At 63.7% G+C, this 13,973-nt stretch carries 15 protein-coding genes; 4 read left to right on the top strand and 11 right to left on the bottom strand.

What is annotated here, in order from left to right; all coding sequences use genetic code 11:
* Positions 1–62: 62 nt before the first annotated feature.
* A complete protein-coding gene (locus LB564_RS19190) occupies positions 63–521 on the bottom strand; it encodes a MarR family winged helix-turn-helix transcriptional regulator (protein ID WP_224540084.1) in 459 nt (152 codons plus the stop codon).
* A 101-nt stretch (positions 522–622) separates the two neighbouring features.
* On the opposite strand from LB564_RS19190, the gene LB564_RS19185 reads away from it, so the two are divergent.
* Complete coding sequence (locus LB564_RS19185; RefSeq protein WP_224540082.1) at positions 623–1,360, top strand: glutathione S-transferase family protein; 738 nt, start codon at positions 623–625, stop codon at positions 1,358–1,360.
* Here the strand turns inward: LB564_RS19185 and LB564_RS19180 are convergent.
* A complete protein-coding gene (locus LB564_RS19180) occupies positions 1,308–2,492 on the bottom strand; it encodes an FAD-dependent oxidoreductase (RefSeq protein ID WP_263491669.1) in 1,185 nt (394 codons plus the stop codon). The genes LB564_RS19185 and LB564_RS19180 overlap by 53 nt on opposite strands.
* 118 nt (positions 2,493–2,610) lie before the next feature.
* The gene (locus tag LB564_RS19175; RefSeq protein ID WP_411910228.1) at positions 2,611–2,982 is read right to left on the bottom strand and encodes a winged helix-turn-helix transcriptional regulator; all 372 of its coding nucleotides are present in this window, start codon (positions 2,980–2,982) and stop codon (positions 2,611–2,613) included.
* Positions 2,983–3,167: 185 nt separating this feature from the next.
* Between LB564_RS19175 and LB564_RS19170 the strand changes: the two genes are divergently transcribed.
* Positions 3,168–4,058: an SDR family oxidoreductase gene (locus LB564_RS19170; protein WP_224540078.1), complete on the top strand. Its 891-nt coding sequence runs from the start codon at positions 3,168–3,170 to the stop codon at positions 4,056–4,058.
* 34 nt (positions 4,059–4,092) lie between these two features.
* On the opposite strand, the gene LB564_RS19165 is transcribed toward LB564_RS19170, so the two are convergent.
* From LB564_RS19165 to LB564_RS19150, 4 genes are all read right to left on the bottom strand, one after another.
* Entirely contained in the window at positions 4,093–5,133 is a 1,041-nt protein-coding gene (locus LB564_RS19165) for an SDR family oxidoreductase (protein ID WP_224540076.1), read from the bottom strand.
* A gap of 34 nt (positions 5,134–5,167) precedes the next feature.
* Positions 5,168–7,087: a potassium transporter Kup gene (locus LB564_RS19160; protein ID WP_224540074.1), complete on the bottom strand. Its 1,920-nt coding sequence runs from the start codon at positions 7,085–7,087 to the stop codon at positions 5,168–5,170.
* Positions 7,088–7,278: 191 nt separating this feature from the next.
* Positions 7,279–9,192 (bottom strand): potassium transporter Kup, encoded by a 1,914-nt coding sequence (locus LB564_RS19155; protein ID WP_140701814.1) that lies wholly within the window; start codon positions 9,190–9,192, stop codon positions 7,279–7,281.
* Between the two features lie 98 nt (positions 9,193–9,290).
* A complete protein-coding gene (locus LB564_RS19150) occupies positions 9,291–10,031 on the bottom strand; it encodes a pyridoxine 5'-phosphate synthase (RefSeq protein WP_140702242.1) in 741 nt (246 codons plus the stop codon).
* 159 nt (positions 10,032–10,190) lie between these two features.
* On the opposite strand from LB564_RS19150, the gene LB564_RS19145 reads away from it, so the two are divergent.
* Positions 10,191–10,625 carry an STAS/SEC14 domain-containing protein gene (locus LB564_RS19145; RefSeq protein WP_224540072.1) on the top strand — a complete coding sequence of 145 codons (435 nt, stop codon included), beginning with the start codon at positions 10,191–10,193 and terminating at the stop codon, positions 10,623–10,625.
* On the opposite strand, the gene LB564_RS19140 is transcribed toward LB564_RS19145, so the two are convergent.
* The gene (locus tag LB564_RS19140; RefSeq protein WP_140701816.1) at positions 10,618–11,745 is read right to left on the bottom strand and encodes an ATP-dependent RecD-like DNA helicase; all 1,128 of its coding nucleotides are present in this window, start codon (positions 11,743–11,745) and stop codon (positions 10,618–10,620) included. The two genes, LB564_RS19145 and LB564_RS19140, sit on opposite strands and share 8 nt — an antisense overlap.
* A gap of 207 nt (positions 11,746–11,952) precedes the next feature.
* On the opposite strand from LB564_RS19140, the gene LB564_RS19135 reads away from it, so the two are divergent.
* The gene (locus LB564_RS19135; RefSeq protein WP_224540070.1) at positions 11,953–12,276 is read left to right on the top strand and encodes a hypothetical protein; all 324 of its coding nucleotides are present in this window, start codon (positions 11,953–11,955) and stop codon (positions 12,274–12,276) included.
* Between the two features lie 29 nt (positions 12,277–12,305).
* Here LB564_RS19135 and LB564_RS19130 read toward each other — a convergent pair whose 3' ends face one another.
* From LB564_RS19130 to nthA, 3 genes are read right to left on the bottom strand one after another with little or no spacing between them, the layout of a single operon-like run.
* Positions 12,306–12,689, bottom strand: coding sequence for a nitrile hydratase accessory protein (locus LB564_RS19130; RefSeq protein ID WP_224540068.1), 384 nt, complete (start codon positions 12,687–12,689; stop codon positions 12,306–12,308).
* A complete protein-coding gene (gene nthB / locus LB564_RS19125; RefSeq protein WP_224540066.1) occupies positions 12,676–13,335 on the bottom strand; it encodes a nitrile hydratase subunit beta in 660 nt (219 codons plus the stop codon). Before nthB ends, LB564_RS19130 begins: the two co-directional genes overlap by 14 nt.
* Positions 13,332–13,937, bottom strand: coding sequence for a nitrile hydratase subunit alpha (gene nthA, locus LB564_RS19120; RefSeq protein ID WP_224540064.1), 606 nt, complete (start codon positions 13,935–13,937; stop codon positions 13,332–13,334). Before nthA ends, nthB begins: the two co-directional genes overlap by 4 nt.
* Positions 13,938–13,973: the final 36 nt, after the last annotated feature.

Raw genomic sequence — 13,973 nt, 5'->3', positions numbered from 1 at the left:
GACGCAAGGGCGGAGAAGAAAAATATCTGCTGGCGTCCCGCGCAGCCGCGCAATGCGAATGCTCAGTCCCCGGCAGGCGGATGACGCAGCCGGCCAAGCAGGGCCGACACCATGCTCAGTTCGTCGGGCGAGAGCTTGGCGCCAATCAGTTCGGCGATTGACCGTCCGTAGACCGCCCACATCCGGCGGCGCGTCTCACGTCCCTTGGCGGTGATGCGGATGGTCTGGCCGCGGCCGTCATCAGCCACCGGGAGTTTCTCGACCAGCCCGTCGGCTTCGAGCCGGGCCAACAGCCGCGAGATGTTGTATTGCGCAAACAAGGTGCGCTCGATCAACTGAAACGGCCGCAAACCGCCCTCGCCGGCCTCGGCGAGTTCGTGCAGCACGTCGTACCAGGCGAGCGGCGGCAGACCGCCCTCTTTCAGCGCCTCCTCGGCACGTTCCATCAGTTGGCGCGACACCCGCATCAGGCGGGCCCAGGCCTTGATGGCATCAGGCGCAGGCATGGCTCTCTCTGTCATCACCGCACCATAAGAGATAGATGCAAATGCATCAAGCTTGACGATCGATGCGCCTGCATCTACATAGATGCAACTGCATCAATTTATCGAGGAGCAATCCGATGAACCATACCGACACCCTCATTCTCGTCAGCCACCCTCTCTGCCCCTTCGTCCAGCGTGCGGCAATTTCGCTGACCGAGAAAGGCGTGCCGTTCGAGCGCGTCGACATCGACCTCGCCGACAAACCGAACTGGTTCAAGGCGATCTCGCCGCTGGGCAAGGTGCCGCTGCTGCGCGTCCGGCGAAATGGCGACGAGACGGTGATCTTCGAATCCGCGGTCATCCTCGAATTGCTCGAGGAGACACAGGCCAACCCCCTCCACCCCGCCGATGCCTATGCCAGGGCCCGGCACCGTGCCTGGATCGAGTATGGCTCGGCCATCCTCAACGCCATCGGCCGGTTCTATTCAGCGCCGAGCGAGGCCGGCTTCCTCGCCGAGGCCAGCGCGCTGTCGGCGATGTTCGACCGCCTCGAGGCTGAACTCGCCGACGATGCGCCGCGCAGTGGGCCGTGGTTCGCCGGCGACCGCTTTTCGTTCGTTGATGCGGTCTTCGGACCCGTTTTCAAATATCTCGACGCCTTCGACCGGATCGGCGATTTCGGCATCCTGGACGGCAAGCCGCGCGTCCAGGCCTGGCGCAAAGCGTTAGGCGACCGTCCCTCGATCCGGCAAGCCGTGGCGCCGGACTATCCGCAGCGCCTGCATGCGTTCCTGCGCGCCAAGGGCTCTTTTCTATCGAGCCTCATCCGGCAAGCTGATCCGGCCACTGCGCCTCGGCAAGCCCTGCCCGCCTGAAAGGATCGATGGCGGTGCCCGCCACCATCGAGGCAAGGAATTGCGGCGCCGGCGGGATTTTTGCGATGGTCGCCACCAGCCTGTCGCGAATGAAAGGCAGCGCCACGGAATCCGACTGGTAGAAGGGCGTGAACGCCAGCGACAGCGCCTGGAAGGTCCGCACATGCCAGCGCCGCGCCTTGGCATAGGCTTCCAACGCGGCTTCCACGCCGTCCGTTCGCGCCAGCGCATGGCCGAGCGCGGCGGCGTCGAGCAGCGCCATGTTGGCGCCCTGGCCGAGCTGCGGACTGGTCGAGTGCGCGGCATCGCCGATCACGGCCAACCGCCGGCCGACCGGAAGCTTCATCGTGTGGTGGCCATAGCGGGCCAGCGAGAGCTGGTCGAAACTGTCGATCTGGCTGGTAAACGCCTCGGCCCGCGGCCACAGCCGCACCACCCTTGCCTTCCAGGCGTCGAGGCCCTGGCCACGCACCGCGTCGACATCATCAGGCTTCAGGCTCCAGAAGAAGGCCGCCATCTTCCGCGCACCCGGTTCCGGCCGGCCGATCGGCAGCACGCCGATCATCACGCTGGCCTTGTCATAGCGCTGCAAAAGCGCGTGCTCGTCAAAACCCTCGCCGCGCCACTTGAGCGATGCCCAGAACGCGCCATAGGGGAGCGGCCTTGGCTCGCCGGGATTGCCGACGCCCCGCCGCAATTTCGAGCGCGCGCCGCTGGCGTCGACCACCAGATCGAACGGCCCTGCCCTGCGCCCATCGCCACGGATCAGCGTTGCCCGTTCACCAGCCTCCAGCGTCTCGATCTCGACTCCGGTCTCGATGGCGATCGCCTCCCTCTGCGCCTCACGAAAAAGCACACCGAACAGGGCCGCCCGATGCACAGCCAGACCGAACCGGCCGCCGCGCTGGGCGTCGTAGCGGACATCGAGCACGGTGCGGCCGCTCGAAGCATCGGCGCCATGCAGCCGGTCGATCCTGCTGCCCAGCGCCATGATGTCGTCGAGCAGGCCGAGATCGGCGAGCACCGTCAGGCCGGTCGGCTGCAGGATCAGCCCCGATCCGACCGGCTTCGGTTCGGCAAAACGCTCGAAAATGGTGACGCGGTGACCGGCCCGCTTGAGATAGAGCGCCATGGCCAATCCCGCCGGGCCGGCGCCTGCAATGGCGATATCGTAGGAAATGCCGTTCCCCCAAGCCGAATTGGCCGGACAATCCTTCAGCCGCCTGACGAAATCAAGTCGCGACGGAGCGTTAGCCGCCTGGGTTCAAGCCTGCGGCGTCGAAACCAGCCCGCGCCTCGCGCACAGCGTCGTGGTTGTTTTCAGCCCACTGCAACAGATGCTGCAAAGCGTCGAACATCGAGCGTCCAAGCTCGGTCAGGCTGTATTCGACGCTGGGCGGCTTGGTCGGGAACACTTCGCGGTGCACATAGCCGTCGCGCTGCAGATCATAGAGCGTCTGGGTCAGCATGCGCTGCGAGATATCGGGAACCAGCCGCCGCAGCTCGCCGAAGCGATAGGGCTGCTCGGCCAGGGCCGCCGTCAGCAGCGAACTCCATTTGCCATTGAGTCCCTGGATGACGTCGCGGACCGGGCAATCGGCAATGTTTCCTCCGTCGGTCATCGCTTTGTAGACTTCGAGTTTGGACCTCAGTTTTACGAGCGAGCTGTCCATGGCTGGTTCCCTGCGTGTGCCTACCTCCCGAAAAACTGCCTTCTTTACGGCAGTGGGTCAATTCCTATTTTAGTGCTGGTCTCTTTTTGAGACTACCACCCGAACCGCCCTTCCGGCGCAATGTCAGGATTCCCATGACCGCAACTCTTCTTGTCACCGGCGCGTCCGGCCAGCTCGGCCGCAGCGTCATCAACCATCTGCTGGACACATTCGAGATACCGGCGGCCCGGATCATCGCCACGACGCGCACGCCCGCCAATCTTGCCGACCTGTCGGCGCGCGGCGTCACTGTTCGCCAGGCCGACTTCGACGATCGGGCCTCGCTTGCCAAAGCCTTCGCCGAGGCCGACCGGGCACTCATCATTTCGACCAACGAACTGGCGATCCAGGGAAAGCGGCGCGAGCAGCAGCTTGCCGCCGTCGCGGCGGCCAGGGAGGCTGGCGTCGGCCACCTGCTTTACACCTCGCTGCCCAACACCGAGCCCGGCTCCGCCGTGCTTTTTGCTCCCGACCACTACGACACAGAGCAAGCGATCAAGGCCAGCGGCATCCCCTACACGATCTTCCGCAACGGCTGGTACGACGAGAATCTGTTCATGGCCATGCCGCAAATTCTCGCCTCGGGTCATTGGTACACATCGGCGGGCGATGGTGCCATTTCCTACGGCGCGCGTGACGATTACGCCGCGGCCATAGCTGCTGGGCTCGCCTCGGACGCCAGCGAGAGCAAGACTTATACGCTGACTGGGCCCAAGGCCTATACATCGGCCGAGGTCGCGGCACTCGTCACCGAGGTCACCGGCAAGCCGATCCAGGTCGTCCAGCTTTCCGATGAAGCACTGACCGAAGGCATGAAGGCAGCCGGGCTTCCCGAGCCGATCGCCAGGCTTCTGGTGTCCTTCGACGCCGCCACACGCGCTGGCGACCTCGGCATGGTGACGGACTCGGTCGCGACACTGTCCGGTCGGAAGTCGACACCGCTGAAGCAGTTCCTGGAAGCCAACAAAGCCGCCCTGGCTGGTTGAGATCGGCGCGGCGGGAAGTCTTCCTCCCGCCGCGCTACTTCGATGCCTTGAGCAGCCCAAGCCGGATCAGGCTTTCGCCGGTCGCGGCAAGCGCGTCCTCGCGTGAGCACGGCGCCCAGCCGAGCATGCGCACCGCCTTGGCATTGGTGGCGTTCTTGACCTTGCCGAGTTCCTTCACGAGTTGCGCGGCTTCCGCGTTGAACAGCCCCACCACCCGCACCAGCCAATCGGGAAGCTCCCGCGTCGAGACCCGCGATGCGGCCGCGCCGAGCCGCGTCTTCACTGTCCGCGCGATCTCCCGCACGGTCATGAAATCGCCGGCGACGGCCAGGAAACGCTCGCCCCTGGCGGCGGGATTGGTCATGGCGCGCACATGCAGGTCTGCCACGTCGCGCGCGTCGACCACGCCGAAGGACAGGCGCGGCAAGCCAGGCATTGCACCGTTCATCATGCGCTGGACGAATTCGGTGGAGGTCGAATGGTCGGAACCCAGCACCGGTCCGAAAATGCCGACCGGATTGACGACCGCCAGTTCCAGGCCGCCACCCTCGGCGGCGATGAAATCCCAAGCCGCGCGCTCGGCAAGCGTCTTCGACTTCACATAGGCGCTGACCTTGGCCGTCGGATCGGTCCAGCTCTCCTCGGTGAACGGCTGGCCGCCGGGCGGCATCTTGCCATAGCCGATAGCGGCGAAGGATGACGTCAGCACGACGCGTTTGACGCCGGCGTCTCGCGCCGCCCTGAGCACCCGCAAGGCGCCTTCGCGAGCCGGAACGATGAGCTCATCTTCATGTTTCGGCACGCCGGGCGGAAATGGCGATGCAACATGCAGGACATAGTCGCAGCCGGCGACGGCGTCTGGCCAGCCTACGTCGGCCGTGAGATCGGCGATGGCAAAGGTGAGCCTGTCGCCCGGCTCGGTCCCGGCGCCCTTCAGCATGGCGATAACGTCGGCTTCGCGCTTGCTGGACCGCACTGTCGTGCGCACGCGGTAGCCGGCGTCGAGCAAGGCCAGGATGCAGTGCGCGCCGAGGAATCCCGATCCGCCGGTGACAAGCACCAATTCACCACTCATGACCGCCTCCCTCGAGCCGAGGCGATCGACCTCGTCAGATAGCCACCTGCGTGCCGATTTCTACCACACGGCCGGTCGGAATCTGGAAATATTCGGTGGCATCGGCCGCCGTGCGCGCCAGGCCGATGAACAGCCTGTCCTGCCATACCGGCATGCCGGAATTGGGCGAGGCTTTCAGCGAGCGCCGCGACAGGAAGAAGGACGTCGTCATGATGTCGAACTTCCAGCCCTGCTTGCGGCAGATCGCCAGCGCGCGTGGAATGTTGGGCTGCTCCATATAGCCGAAGGTCAACGTCACCCGCATGAACAGCTCGTTGACCGTCTCCATCTTGACCCGGTCGCTGTCGGGCACGACGGGCTGCGGCGCGGTCACCACAGAAAGGATGACGTTCTGCTCGTGCAGCACCTTGTAGTGCTTGAGGCTGTGCATCAGCGCGGTCGGCGCGCTCAAGGGATCGCTGGTCAGGAACACGGCGGTGCCCGAGACCAGCTGCGGCTTCTTCTTCAACAGATTGCCGGCCAGGAAATCGAGCGGGATCTCGTTGCGGCGGGTCTTGTCGAAGAGATAGCGGCTGCCGCGCACCCAGGTCCACATGCCGAGCACAATGGTGAAGGCCACGACCAGCGACGCCCAGCCGCCTTCGAACACCTTGACGATGTTGGAGGCGAAGAAGCCGATGTCGATGAAGGCGAACAGCACCGTCAGCGGGATCGCCACCGACAGCTTCCACTTCCAGATACGGGTCATGACGACATAGAGCAGCACCGTCGTCACCAGCATGTTGCCGGTCACCGAGATGCCGTAGGCGGACGCCAGCTTGCTGGATTCGCCGAAGCCGACCACCAGCATCATCACCACCAGGGCCAGCAGCAGGTTGACGCGCGGCATGTAGATCTGGCCGGACTGCTTTTCCGACGTGTGCAGGATTTCGAGCCGCGGCAGCATGTTGAGCTGCACCGCCTGGCGGGTCAGCGAGAAAGCCCCCGAAATGACCGCCTGGCTGGCAATGACGGTCGCCGCTGTCGCCAGCACCACCATCGGGATCAACGCCCAGCCTTCGTTCATTTCGAAGAATGGGTGGCCGACCACGCCGTTCTTCGCCAGCACGAAGGCGCCCTGCCCGGCATAATTCAACAACAGGCAAGGAAACACGATCGACAGCCAGGCCAGCACGATCGGCTTGCGGCCGAAATGGCCGAGATCGGCATAGAGCGCTTCGGCGCCGGTGACCGCAAGGAAGATGGCGCCGATGGTGACGAAGGCGACATCGGGCGAATGGATCAGGAAGGCGACGATATAGTGCGGGCTGATGGCCCACAGGATCTCCGGATCGGCGATGATGTGCTTGAGGCCGGACAGGCCGATGGCCAGGAACCAGATCGCGGTCACCGGGCCGAAGACCAGGCCCACGCCGCCGGTGCCGAAACGCTGAACCGCGAACACCATGGCCAGGATGACCAGCGTCAGCGGCACGACATAGGGCTGGAAGGTTGGGGTGACGACATTCATGCCCTCGACCGCCGACAGCACCGAAATCGCCGGCGTGATGACGGCGTCGCCGAAAAACAGCGAGGCGCCGACGATGCCAATGCCGAGCATCAGCGCCGAGCGCTTCGGAAAGCTGCCGCGCGCCAGCGCCATCAGCGACAGCACGCCGCCCTCGCCGCGATTGTCGGCGCGCAGCACGAACATGATGTATTTGATGGTGACGATGATCGTCAGCGACCAGATGATCAGCGACAAGACACCGAGAATGTCGCCACGGTCGGCAACTTGCCCGCCCGACGACGCGACCAGCGCCTCGCGGAACGCATAGATCGGGCTGGTGCCGATATCGCCATAGACCACGCCGAGCGCGCCCAGCATCAACACCTTGGTGCTGTGCTGTTCGATTTCAGGATGGCTCGATTGGTCGACGGGTTCTGCCTCACTACCAGCATTGGCAAGGGCCATGTACGACACTCCGATAAACGCGCGGTGCTCTACGCTTGCTGCAATGCAATATCAAGTGCCGTAGCGTTAGGCACTCATATTCGCAGCGCGCGGCTTCCTGCTGGCGACTTCTCGCGAATGTCTGTCCAAGCGACGTTCGCAAGGCTCACGTCCGGAGCCATCGCGAACTCATGGGCCTGCGAGCAGGTCTGTTAAATGGCGACCTGCGTGCCGATTTCAACGACGCGGCCGGTCGGGATTTGGAAATACTCCGTCGCATCCGCCGCCGAGCGCGCCAGGCCGATGAACAGCCGGTCCTGCCACACCGGCATGCCGGAATTGGGCGAGGCTTTCAGGGAGCGCCGCGACAGGAAGAAGGACGTCGTCATGATGTCGAACTTCCAGCCTTGCTTGCGGCAGATCGCCAGCGCGCGCGGAATGTTGGGCTGCTCCATATAGCCGAAGGTCAACGTCACCCGCATGAACAGCTCGTTGACCGTCTCCATTTTGACCCGCTCGCTGTCGGGCACGACGGGCTGAGGAGCGGTCACCACCGAAAGGATGACGTTCTGCTCGTGCAGCACCTTGTAGTGCTTGAGGCTGTGCATCAGCGCGGTCGGCGCGCTCAAGGGATCGCTGGTCAGGAACACCGCGGTGCCCGACACCAGATGTGGCTTCTTCTTCAACAGATTGGCGGCCAGGAAATCGAGCGGGATCTCGTTGCGGCGGGTCTTGTCGAAGAGGTAGCGGGTGCCGCGTATCCACGTCCACATGATCAGGCCCATTAGGCAGGCCACGGTGATCGATACCCAGCCACCTTCGACGATCTTCACGACATTGGCCAGGAAGAAGCCGCTGTCGATGACGCCGAACAGCAAGGTCAGCGCCAAAGCCAGCGCCAGCTTCCATTTCCACATCTTGCGCATCACCACGAACAGCAGGATCGTGGTCATCAGCATTTCGCCGGTCACCGAGATGCCGTAGGCGGAAGCCAGCGAACTCGAACTGCCGAAGCCAACGACCAGCAGCATCACCCCCATCGCGATCAGCAGGTTGACGCGCGGCATGTAGATCTGCCCGGACTGCATTTCGGACGTATGCTGTACCTCGATGCGGGGCAGAAGATTGAGCTGCACCGCCTGGCGGGTCAGCGAAAAAGCCCCTGAAATGACCGCCTGGCTGGCAATGACGGTCGCGGCCGTTGCCAGTCCCACCATCGGCATCAGTGCCCAGTCAGGCAGCATCTGGAAGAAGGGATTGGTCGGTCTTCCGCCATTGGCGAGCACAAAGGCGCCCTGCCCGAAATAGTTGAGCAGCAGGCAGGGGAAAACCACGGAGAACCAGGCCAGCACGATCGGCTTGCGTCCGAAATGGCCGAGATCGACATAAAGCGCCTCGGCCCCGGTCACCGCCAGGAACACGGCGCCGACAGTGACGAAGGCGGCGGTGGGTGTGCTGGCCAGATAGGCGACCGCGTAATAGGGATTGATGGCCAGCAGGATCGATGGGTCGTCCAGCAAGTGATAGAGCCCCGCGACGCCGATGGCCAGGAACCACAGCGCCGTCACCGGCCCGAACACCGCCGCGACCTTTCCCGTGCCGAAGCGCTGCACGGAGAACAGGATGGCAAGGATGACCAGCGTGATCGGCACGACATAGGCGTCCAGCGTCGGGGTCACCACCGTCAGGCCTTCGACCGCCGACAGCACCGAGATGGCCGGGGTTATGATCGAATCGCCGAAAAACAGCGCCGCGCCGCAAAGGCCGATCACGAGGATCAGCCGGGCGCCCTTGGGATAGGCGCTGCGCGCCAGAGACATCAGCGACAGCGTGCCGCCTTCGCCCTTGTTGTCGGCGCGAAGCACGAAGGCGACATATTTGATGGTGACGATGATCGTCAGCGCCCAGACGATCAGCGACAGCACGCCTAGCACGTGAACGCGCGTATCCATGCCGGGCGAAGCGTGAAGCGCCTCGCGGAAGGCGTAGATCGGGCTCGTGCCTATATCGCCATAGACGACGCCGAGCGCGCCCAGCATCAGAACCTTTGTGCTGTGCTGCTCGACCCCGGCATGGCTCGATTGCTCGACGGTTTCAGCCTCGCTCCCGCTATTGGCAAGGGCCATCGACCACTCCCCGACAAGCGCGCGGTGCTCTATGCATGCTGCGATACGACATCAAGGTGCACGCAATGGCTGCCATATTGCAAAGCGAAGCTCTACCCCTACCAGCCGCAAGCCTTGAGAAACCGACCCACCGTGCCGGCCATGCCATACTCCAATGCGTCGGCTGTCAACCCATGTCCGATCGACACTTCGGCCAATGCCGGAACGCGCCTTGCCAGCGCGGGTAGATTGGCCACCGTCAGATCGTGGCCGGCATTGACCTGGAGACCGGCGGCAAAGGCCGCGTCGGCCGTTTTCCCCAGTCTTTCCAACTCCTTGGCCGCCTTGCCGGAATCGGAATGGTAACTGCCGTAAGGACCGGTATAGAGTTCGATGCGATCGGCGCCCGTATCGCGCGCGGCCGCTATCCCGGCGGGATCCGCGTCGGAAAACAGTGAGACCCTGAACCCGCCCTTCTTCAGACGCCTGACGACAGGCGTCAGGAACGCCGCTTGCGCCGCGAAGTCCCAGCCATGGTCGGAGGTCGCCTGTGCCGGATCGTCGGGCACCAGCGTCACCTGTTCGGGCTGATTCTTCTCCACGAGCGCCAGGAAATCCTCGCTTGGATAGCCCTCGATATTGAATTCCGCCCGTGGGAATTCATCGTCGATCAGCGCCCTGATCAGAGGCAGGTCGGAATGCCTTGTATGACGTTCGTCGGGGCGTGGATGCACCGTCAGCCCATGCGCTCCGGCGGCAAGGGCAAGGCGGCCGACACCGATCACATCGGGCCATGGCAGGTCGCGCCGGTTGCGCAGCATGGCGATGGCGTTGAGGTTGACGGAAAGCTTGGCGGGCATGGTTTGGCGTCCGTGAAACAGGCGATCGAGGCGCGCCACGCTCATTCGTTCCGGCACGGCGCATTCGAGACGGCGCATCTATAGCGTCTTTGACGGGAACAGATAGGGCCTTTCCGGTGTTCCAGAAGACCAGGATATTCAGCGAAAGGAGGCACCGCCTTGAATTTCCTCCAATCCGTGCCGGCGATCCGCCGCATCGACACCAGCCGCGACGACCTTTTCGCCATCGATGTGGTCGGCCATGTCTCGGCCGCCGATGCCGAGAATCTGTTCGGCCTGCTGGAGGCGGCCTATTTGCTCCATCCGAGAATCGACGTGGCCGTGCGCATAGTCGATCACGACGGCGTCGACTGGGTCGATATCTCCGATGAGACCATCAAGAAGGGCGCCATCCATGCATTGGAACATGTTGGCCGTTGCGCGGCGATCGGCGCCCCTGACTGGACGCCGAACGCACGATCCGCCTTGCCCGCTTCCTCGCCCGTCGAATTCAGGCATTTCAAGATCGAGGACGAAGCCGCTGCCTGGGAATGGCTCGGCGCGCGGCCGACGAGTGAGGAAGCCAAGGCCGCTCCCGCCGAGCCTTCTACCTGACGATGGTCAGGCGTTCGGCGGCCCGGGTGATGGCTGTATAAAGCCAGCGCTGGCGCGTTTCCTTGAAGGCCCAGCTTTCGTCGAACAGCACGATCTCGTTCCACTGCGAACCCTGCGCCTTGTGCACGGTCAGCGCATAGCCATAGTCGAAATCGTCGAAACGCTTCTTCTGCTGCCAGGGGATTTCGGCGTCGGGATCCTCGAACGCCGCCTTGAGCAGCTTGATCTTGGCGACACCGCGATCCGGATCGTCCTCTTCTGGCGAAACCAGAAGGTTGATGCCGGGCTTTATCGTCTCGCGCGACGAGGTCATCACCTTCCACAGCGACCCGTTGAGCAGGCCCTTGGCCGGATCGTTGCGCAGGCAGACCAGCTTGTCGCCCGCCTGTGGGTAATCGGCATTGAACCCCTTCAGTTCGCGCAGGCGCTTGTTGTAGCGCCGCCGCGTGCGGTTGGTGCCGACCAGCACCTGGTCCGCCTTGAGCACTAGCTCCTGGTTGACGTCTTCCTTGCCGATCACCTGCGCCGTGCCATAGTCGCCGCGCATGAATTCGCGGCCCTCGCGCACATCGAGTGCTAGCCGGATGATCGGATTGTCGCGCGCCTGCCGGTGAATTTCGGTCAGCAGCACATCCGGCTCGTGCTCGGTGAAATAGCCACCGCCCGAAATTGGCGGCAACTGCGCCGGATCGCCCAGCACCAGGATGGGCGTACCGAAACTCTGGAGGTCGCGGCCAAGCTGCTCGTCGACCATCGAGCATTCGTCGATGACCACAAGCTTGGCGCGCGAGATCGGGCTTTGCCGGTTGAGCGAGAAGGTCGGCGACATCGAGGTTTTGCCGGTCACCTCGTCTTCGACCGATTCCTCGCCCTTGGGCCGGTAGATCAGCGAATGGATGGTGCGGGCATTGGTGGCGCCCTTGGAGCGCAGCACCTGCGCCGCCTTGCCGGTGAAGGCGGCGAACTGCACCTGCCCGTCGACATGTTCGGCGAAATGGCGCGCCAGCGTCGTCTTGCCGGTGCCGGCATAGCCGAACAGCCGGAAGATTTGCGGCCGGCCTTCCTTCAGCCAGCGGGCGACCGCCTGCAGCGCCTCATCCTGTTGGGGTGAAAATTCCATCAGATCGTGTGACCGGATTCGCGAGAGAAAGACAAGATAGCCGCCATGCATCGACGCTACCGGCGCCGAACGCCCTGCCACAGATTATCAAGCGAAGACAAGAACGTAAAGGGAACAAAAATCCATGTCTCGATTTGAAGCGACAGTGGGAACTAGATGTTAAGGCGCCTAAGTTAGCAAGGCAGCACTACCAAGGATTGAGAGCACATGAAGTTGGTCATGGAAGGACAACCACTACTCGTCCACCTTGCGGTGTGGGCGTGTGTTGCCGTGTTTCTCGTCAGCTTTTTGGGAGTGCTTTGCGGTATCTATCTCGCCCTGACCAGGACGGAAGCGCTTGTAACCAAGGTCGATGAAAGAGCTCTGCCATATTGGGAGCGGGCTGCACGCAAGAACAGTCGAGTGAGCAGCATCTTGGTCCAAAGTGAATTTAAATACCTGCGCCGACTCATGTTCTCTGCAATAGCCGGTAGTCTCGCCTCCTTCGGCAGTCTTCTCCTTATTATCCGTGTTTTTGGTACGCGCACGTAGGTCCATTCGGGTCGCGGGCCACGGCGACCTTACTCGGTGTGGCCACCACCTACGGTCGGCCCGGGATCGTTCTCCAGCAGGATCGGCTTGCCATGCGGCGTGGCGTGCGCGGCGCGCTCCCAGGACTGCGCCATCGCGTCGACATCGGGTTTGGCGGCCAGCCCCTTGGAGGCGAGCAGCCCTTCCAGCGCCGCCAGCCAATGCTCGTAATAATCATGGCCGTCGGCGGCCGCACCCGGCCTCTTCACCTCGGCTGACAAGGCGTCCGCCCACTCGATCCACGAAAACAGGCCCTTGTCGTGCAGCGCCACAGTCATGGCAAAGGCTTCGGCCTGCCATGGCTCGGCGAACACCGGTGCGTCGAAGCCGGCGGGCAAACCGGCGGCGGGCCCGTTCGCCTCAGGCCGGCTCAAGATAACTCTCCCAGGCGTCGATCGAGACGGTCAATGTCGGGTCGGCGCCCTCGCCCCAGATTTCGCTCCCGTCGAAGACCACGGTGTAGACCCATTGCGGATTTTCGCCCTGCCCATGCGCGTTGCTGTCGGGAAAGACGAAGCCGTCGCGGACCGCCTCGATCGTGCCCTGCTTGTCGCGCGCATAGCGCGGCAACCTGGTATGGCCGGTCGGGTTGAAGTTTTTGGTCCGCACTGGATCACCGGCCTTGAAGCGCGGCGCTGTGCCGACCGGCCGGTCGCACGGACCGCCCTTGGCCAGCACAGCGGGAACGTTTTCCGCCTTGAGCACCCTTTTGGGCGTTGCCGCCGGATCGATCGCCTCGCCCGCCGCGAGATCGCGCGCGCTGACGAAACCATGCCGCTCGAGCAAGATCTCAAGCGCCTTGATCCAGATCTGATAGTAGCTGGAGCCATAATAATCGGCCGGATGCAGCGATTCCCGCGCGTGCCGGCTCTCGTCGATGTTCCAGGCGCCCATGCCGCCGGCGCAGAGCGTCACGCCGAGCGCCCGCCTCTCCCATTCGGCATGGAAATACGGCTCATCCCGTTCGGGCGCGACCGGCCCGAAACCCATCTGTCCGCCGAGATCCTGCGGCCCGTTCATGCGGGGTGACTTGCCAGAGCCGTGCCGATCATGGCATCGCGGCTCACCAGCTCGGACAGCCGCTCCTCGCTCCAGCCTTCGGTGCCCTCCGGTCGCATCGGCACGACGAGATAGCGCAGTTCCGCTGTCGAATCCCAGACGCGTATCTTCGTCCCGGCCGGTAGCACCAGCCCGAACTCCTCGAGCACGCCGCGCGGATCGATCACCGCGCGCGACCTGTAGGGCGGCGCCTTGTACCACACCGGCGGAAGGCCGAGCACGGACCACGGATAACAGGAGCACAATGTGCAGACGACGAGGTTGTGGGTATCCCCGGTATTGAACACCGCCTGCATATGCTCGCCTTGCCGGCCGGTATAGCTCAGCGATTCGATCGCCGCCGTCGCATCGCGCTTCAGCCAGTCGGCATAGGCGGGATCGTTCCAGGCTTTCGCGACGACCCTGGCGCCGTTGCGGGGGCCGATCTTGGTCTCATAGGTATCGACGATGACGTCGATCGCCGCCGGATCGATCAGCCCCTTGCGGGTCAGGATGGTTTCCAGAGCCCGCACGCGAGCGGCAAACGGATCGAGTTCGTTGTCGTGGTCATGATCATGGGACATGGCCGCAAATTACGGTTCCAATCCGCCGGCTGCAAG

Origin of the sequence: Mesorhizobium sp. ES1-6, assembly GCF_020164775.1 — a bacterium.
Classification (GTDB): Bacteria; Pseudomonadota; Alphaproteobacteria; order Rhizobiales; family Rhizobiaceae; genus Mesorhizobium.
Note: the sequence above shows the minus strand (reverse complement) of the source record. Positions and strands in the feature narration are given on the sequence as shown.

Bases quoted from the DNA above. Each gene is read 5' to 3' on its own strand.
- LB564_RS19190 (WP_224540084.1), bottom strand. From the start codon at position 521: ATGACAGAGAGAGCCATGCCTGCGCCTGATGCCATCAAGGCCTGGGCC.
- LB564_RS19185 (WP_224540082.1), top strand. From the start codon at position 623: ATGAACCATACCGACACCCTCATTCTCGTCAGCCACCCTCTCTGCCCC.
- LB564_RS19180 (WP_263491669.1), bottom strand. From the start codon at position 2,492: ATGGCGCTCTATCTCAAGCGGGCCGGTCACCGCGTCACCATTTTCGAG.
- LB564_RS19175 (WP_411910228.1), bottom strand. From the start codon at position 2,982: ATGACCGACGGAGGAAACATTGCCGATTGCCCGGTCCGCGACGTCATC.
- LB564_RS19170 (WP_224540078.1), top strand. From the start codon at position 3,168: ATGACCGCAACTCTTCTTGTCACCGGCGCGTCCGGCCAGCTCGGCCGC.
- LB564_RS19165 (WP_224540076.1), bottom strand. From the start codon at position 5,133: ATGAGTGGTGAATTGGTGCTTGTCACCGGCGGATCGGGATTCCTCGGC.
- LB564_RS19160 (WP_224540074.1), bottom strand. From the start codon at position 7,087: ATGGCCCTTGCCAATGCTGGTAGTGAGGCAGAACCCGTCGACCAATCG.
- LB564_RS19155 (WP_140701814.1), bottom strand. From the start codon at position 9,192: ATGGCCCTTGCCAATAGCGGGAGCGAGGCTGAAACCGTCGAGCAATCG.
- LB564_RS19150 (WP_140702242.1), bottom strand. From the start codon at position 10,031: ATGCCCGCCAAGCTTTCCGTCAACCTCAACGCCATCGCCATGCTGCGC.
- LB564_RS19140 (WP_140701816.1), bottom strand. From the start codon at position 11,745: ATGGAATTTTCACCCCAACAGGATGAGGCGCTGCAGGCGGTCGCCCGC.
- LB564_RS19135 (WP_224540070.1), top strand. From the start codon at position 11,953: ATGAAGTTGGTCATGGAAGGACAACCACTACTCGTCCACCTTGCGGTG.
- nthB (WP_224540066.1), bottom strand. From the start codon at position 13,335: ATGAACGGGCCGCAGGATCTCGGCGGACAGATGGGTTTCGGGCCGGTC.
- nthA (WP_224540064.1), bottom strand. From the start codon at position 13,937: ATGTCCCATGATCATGACCACGACAACGAACTCGATCCGTTTGCCGCT.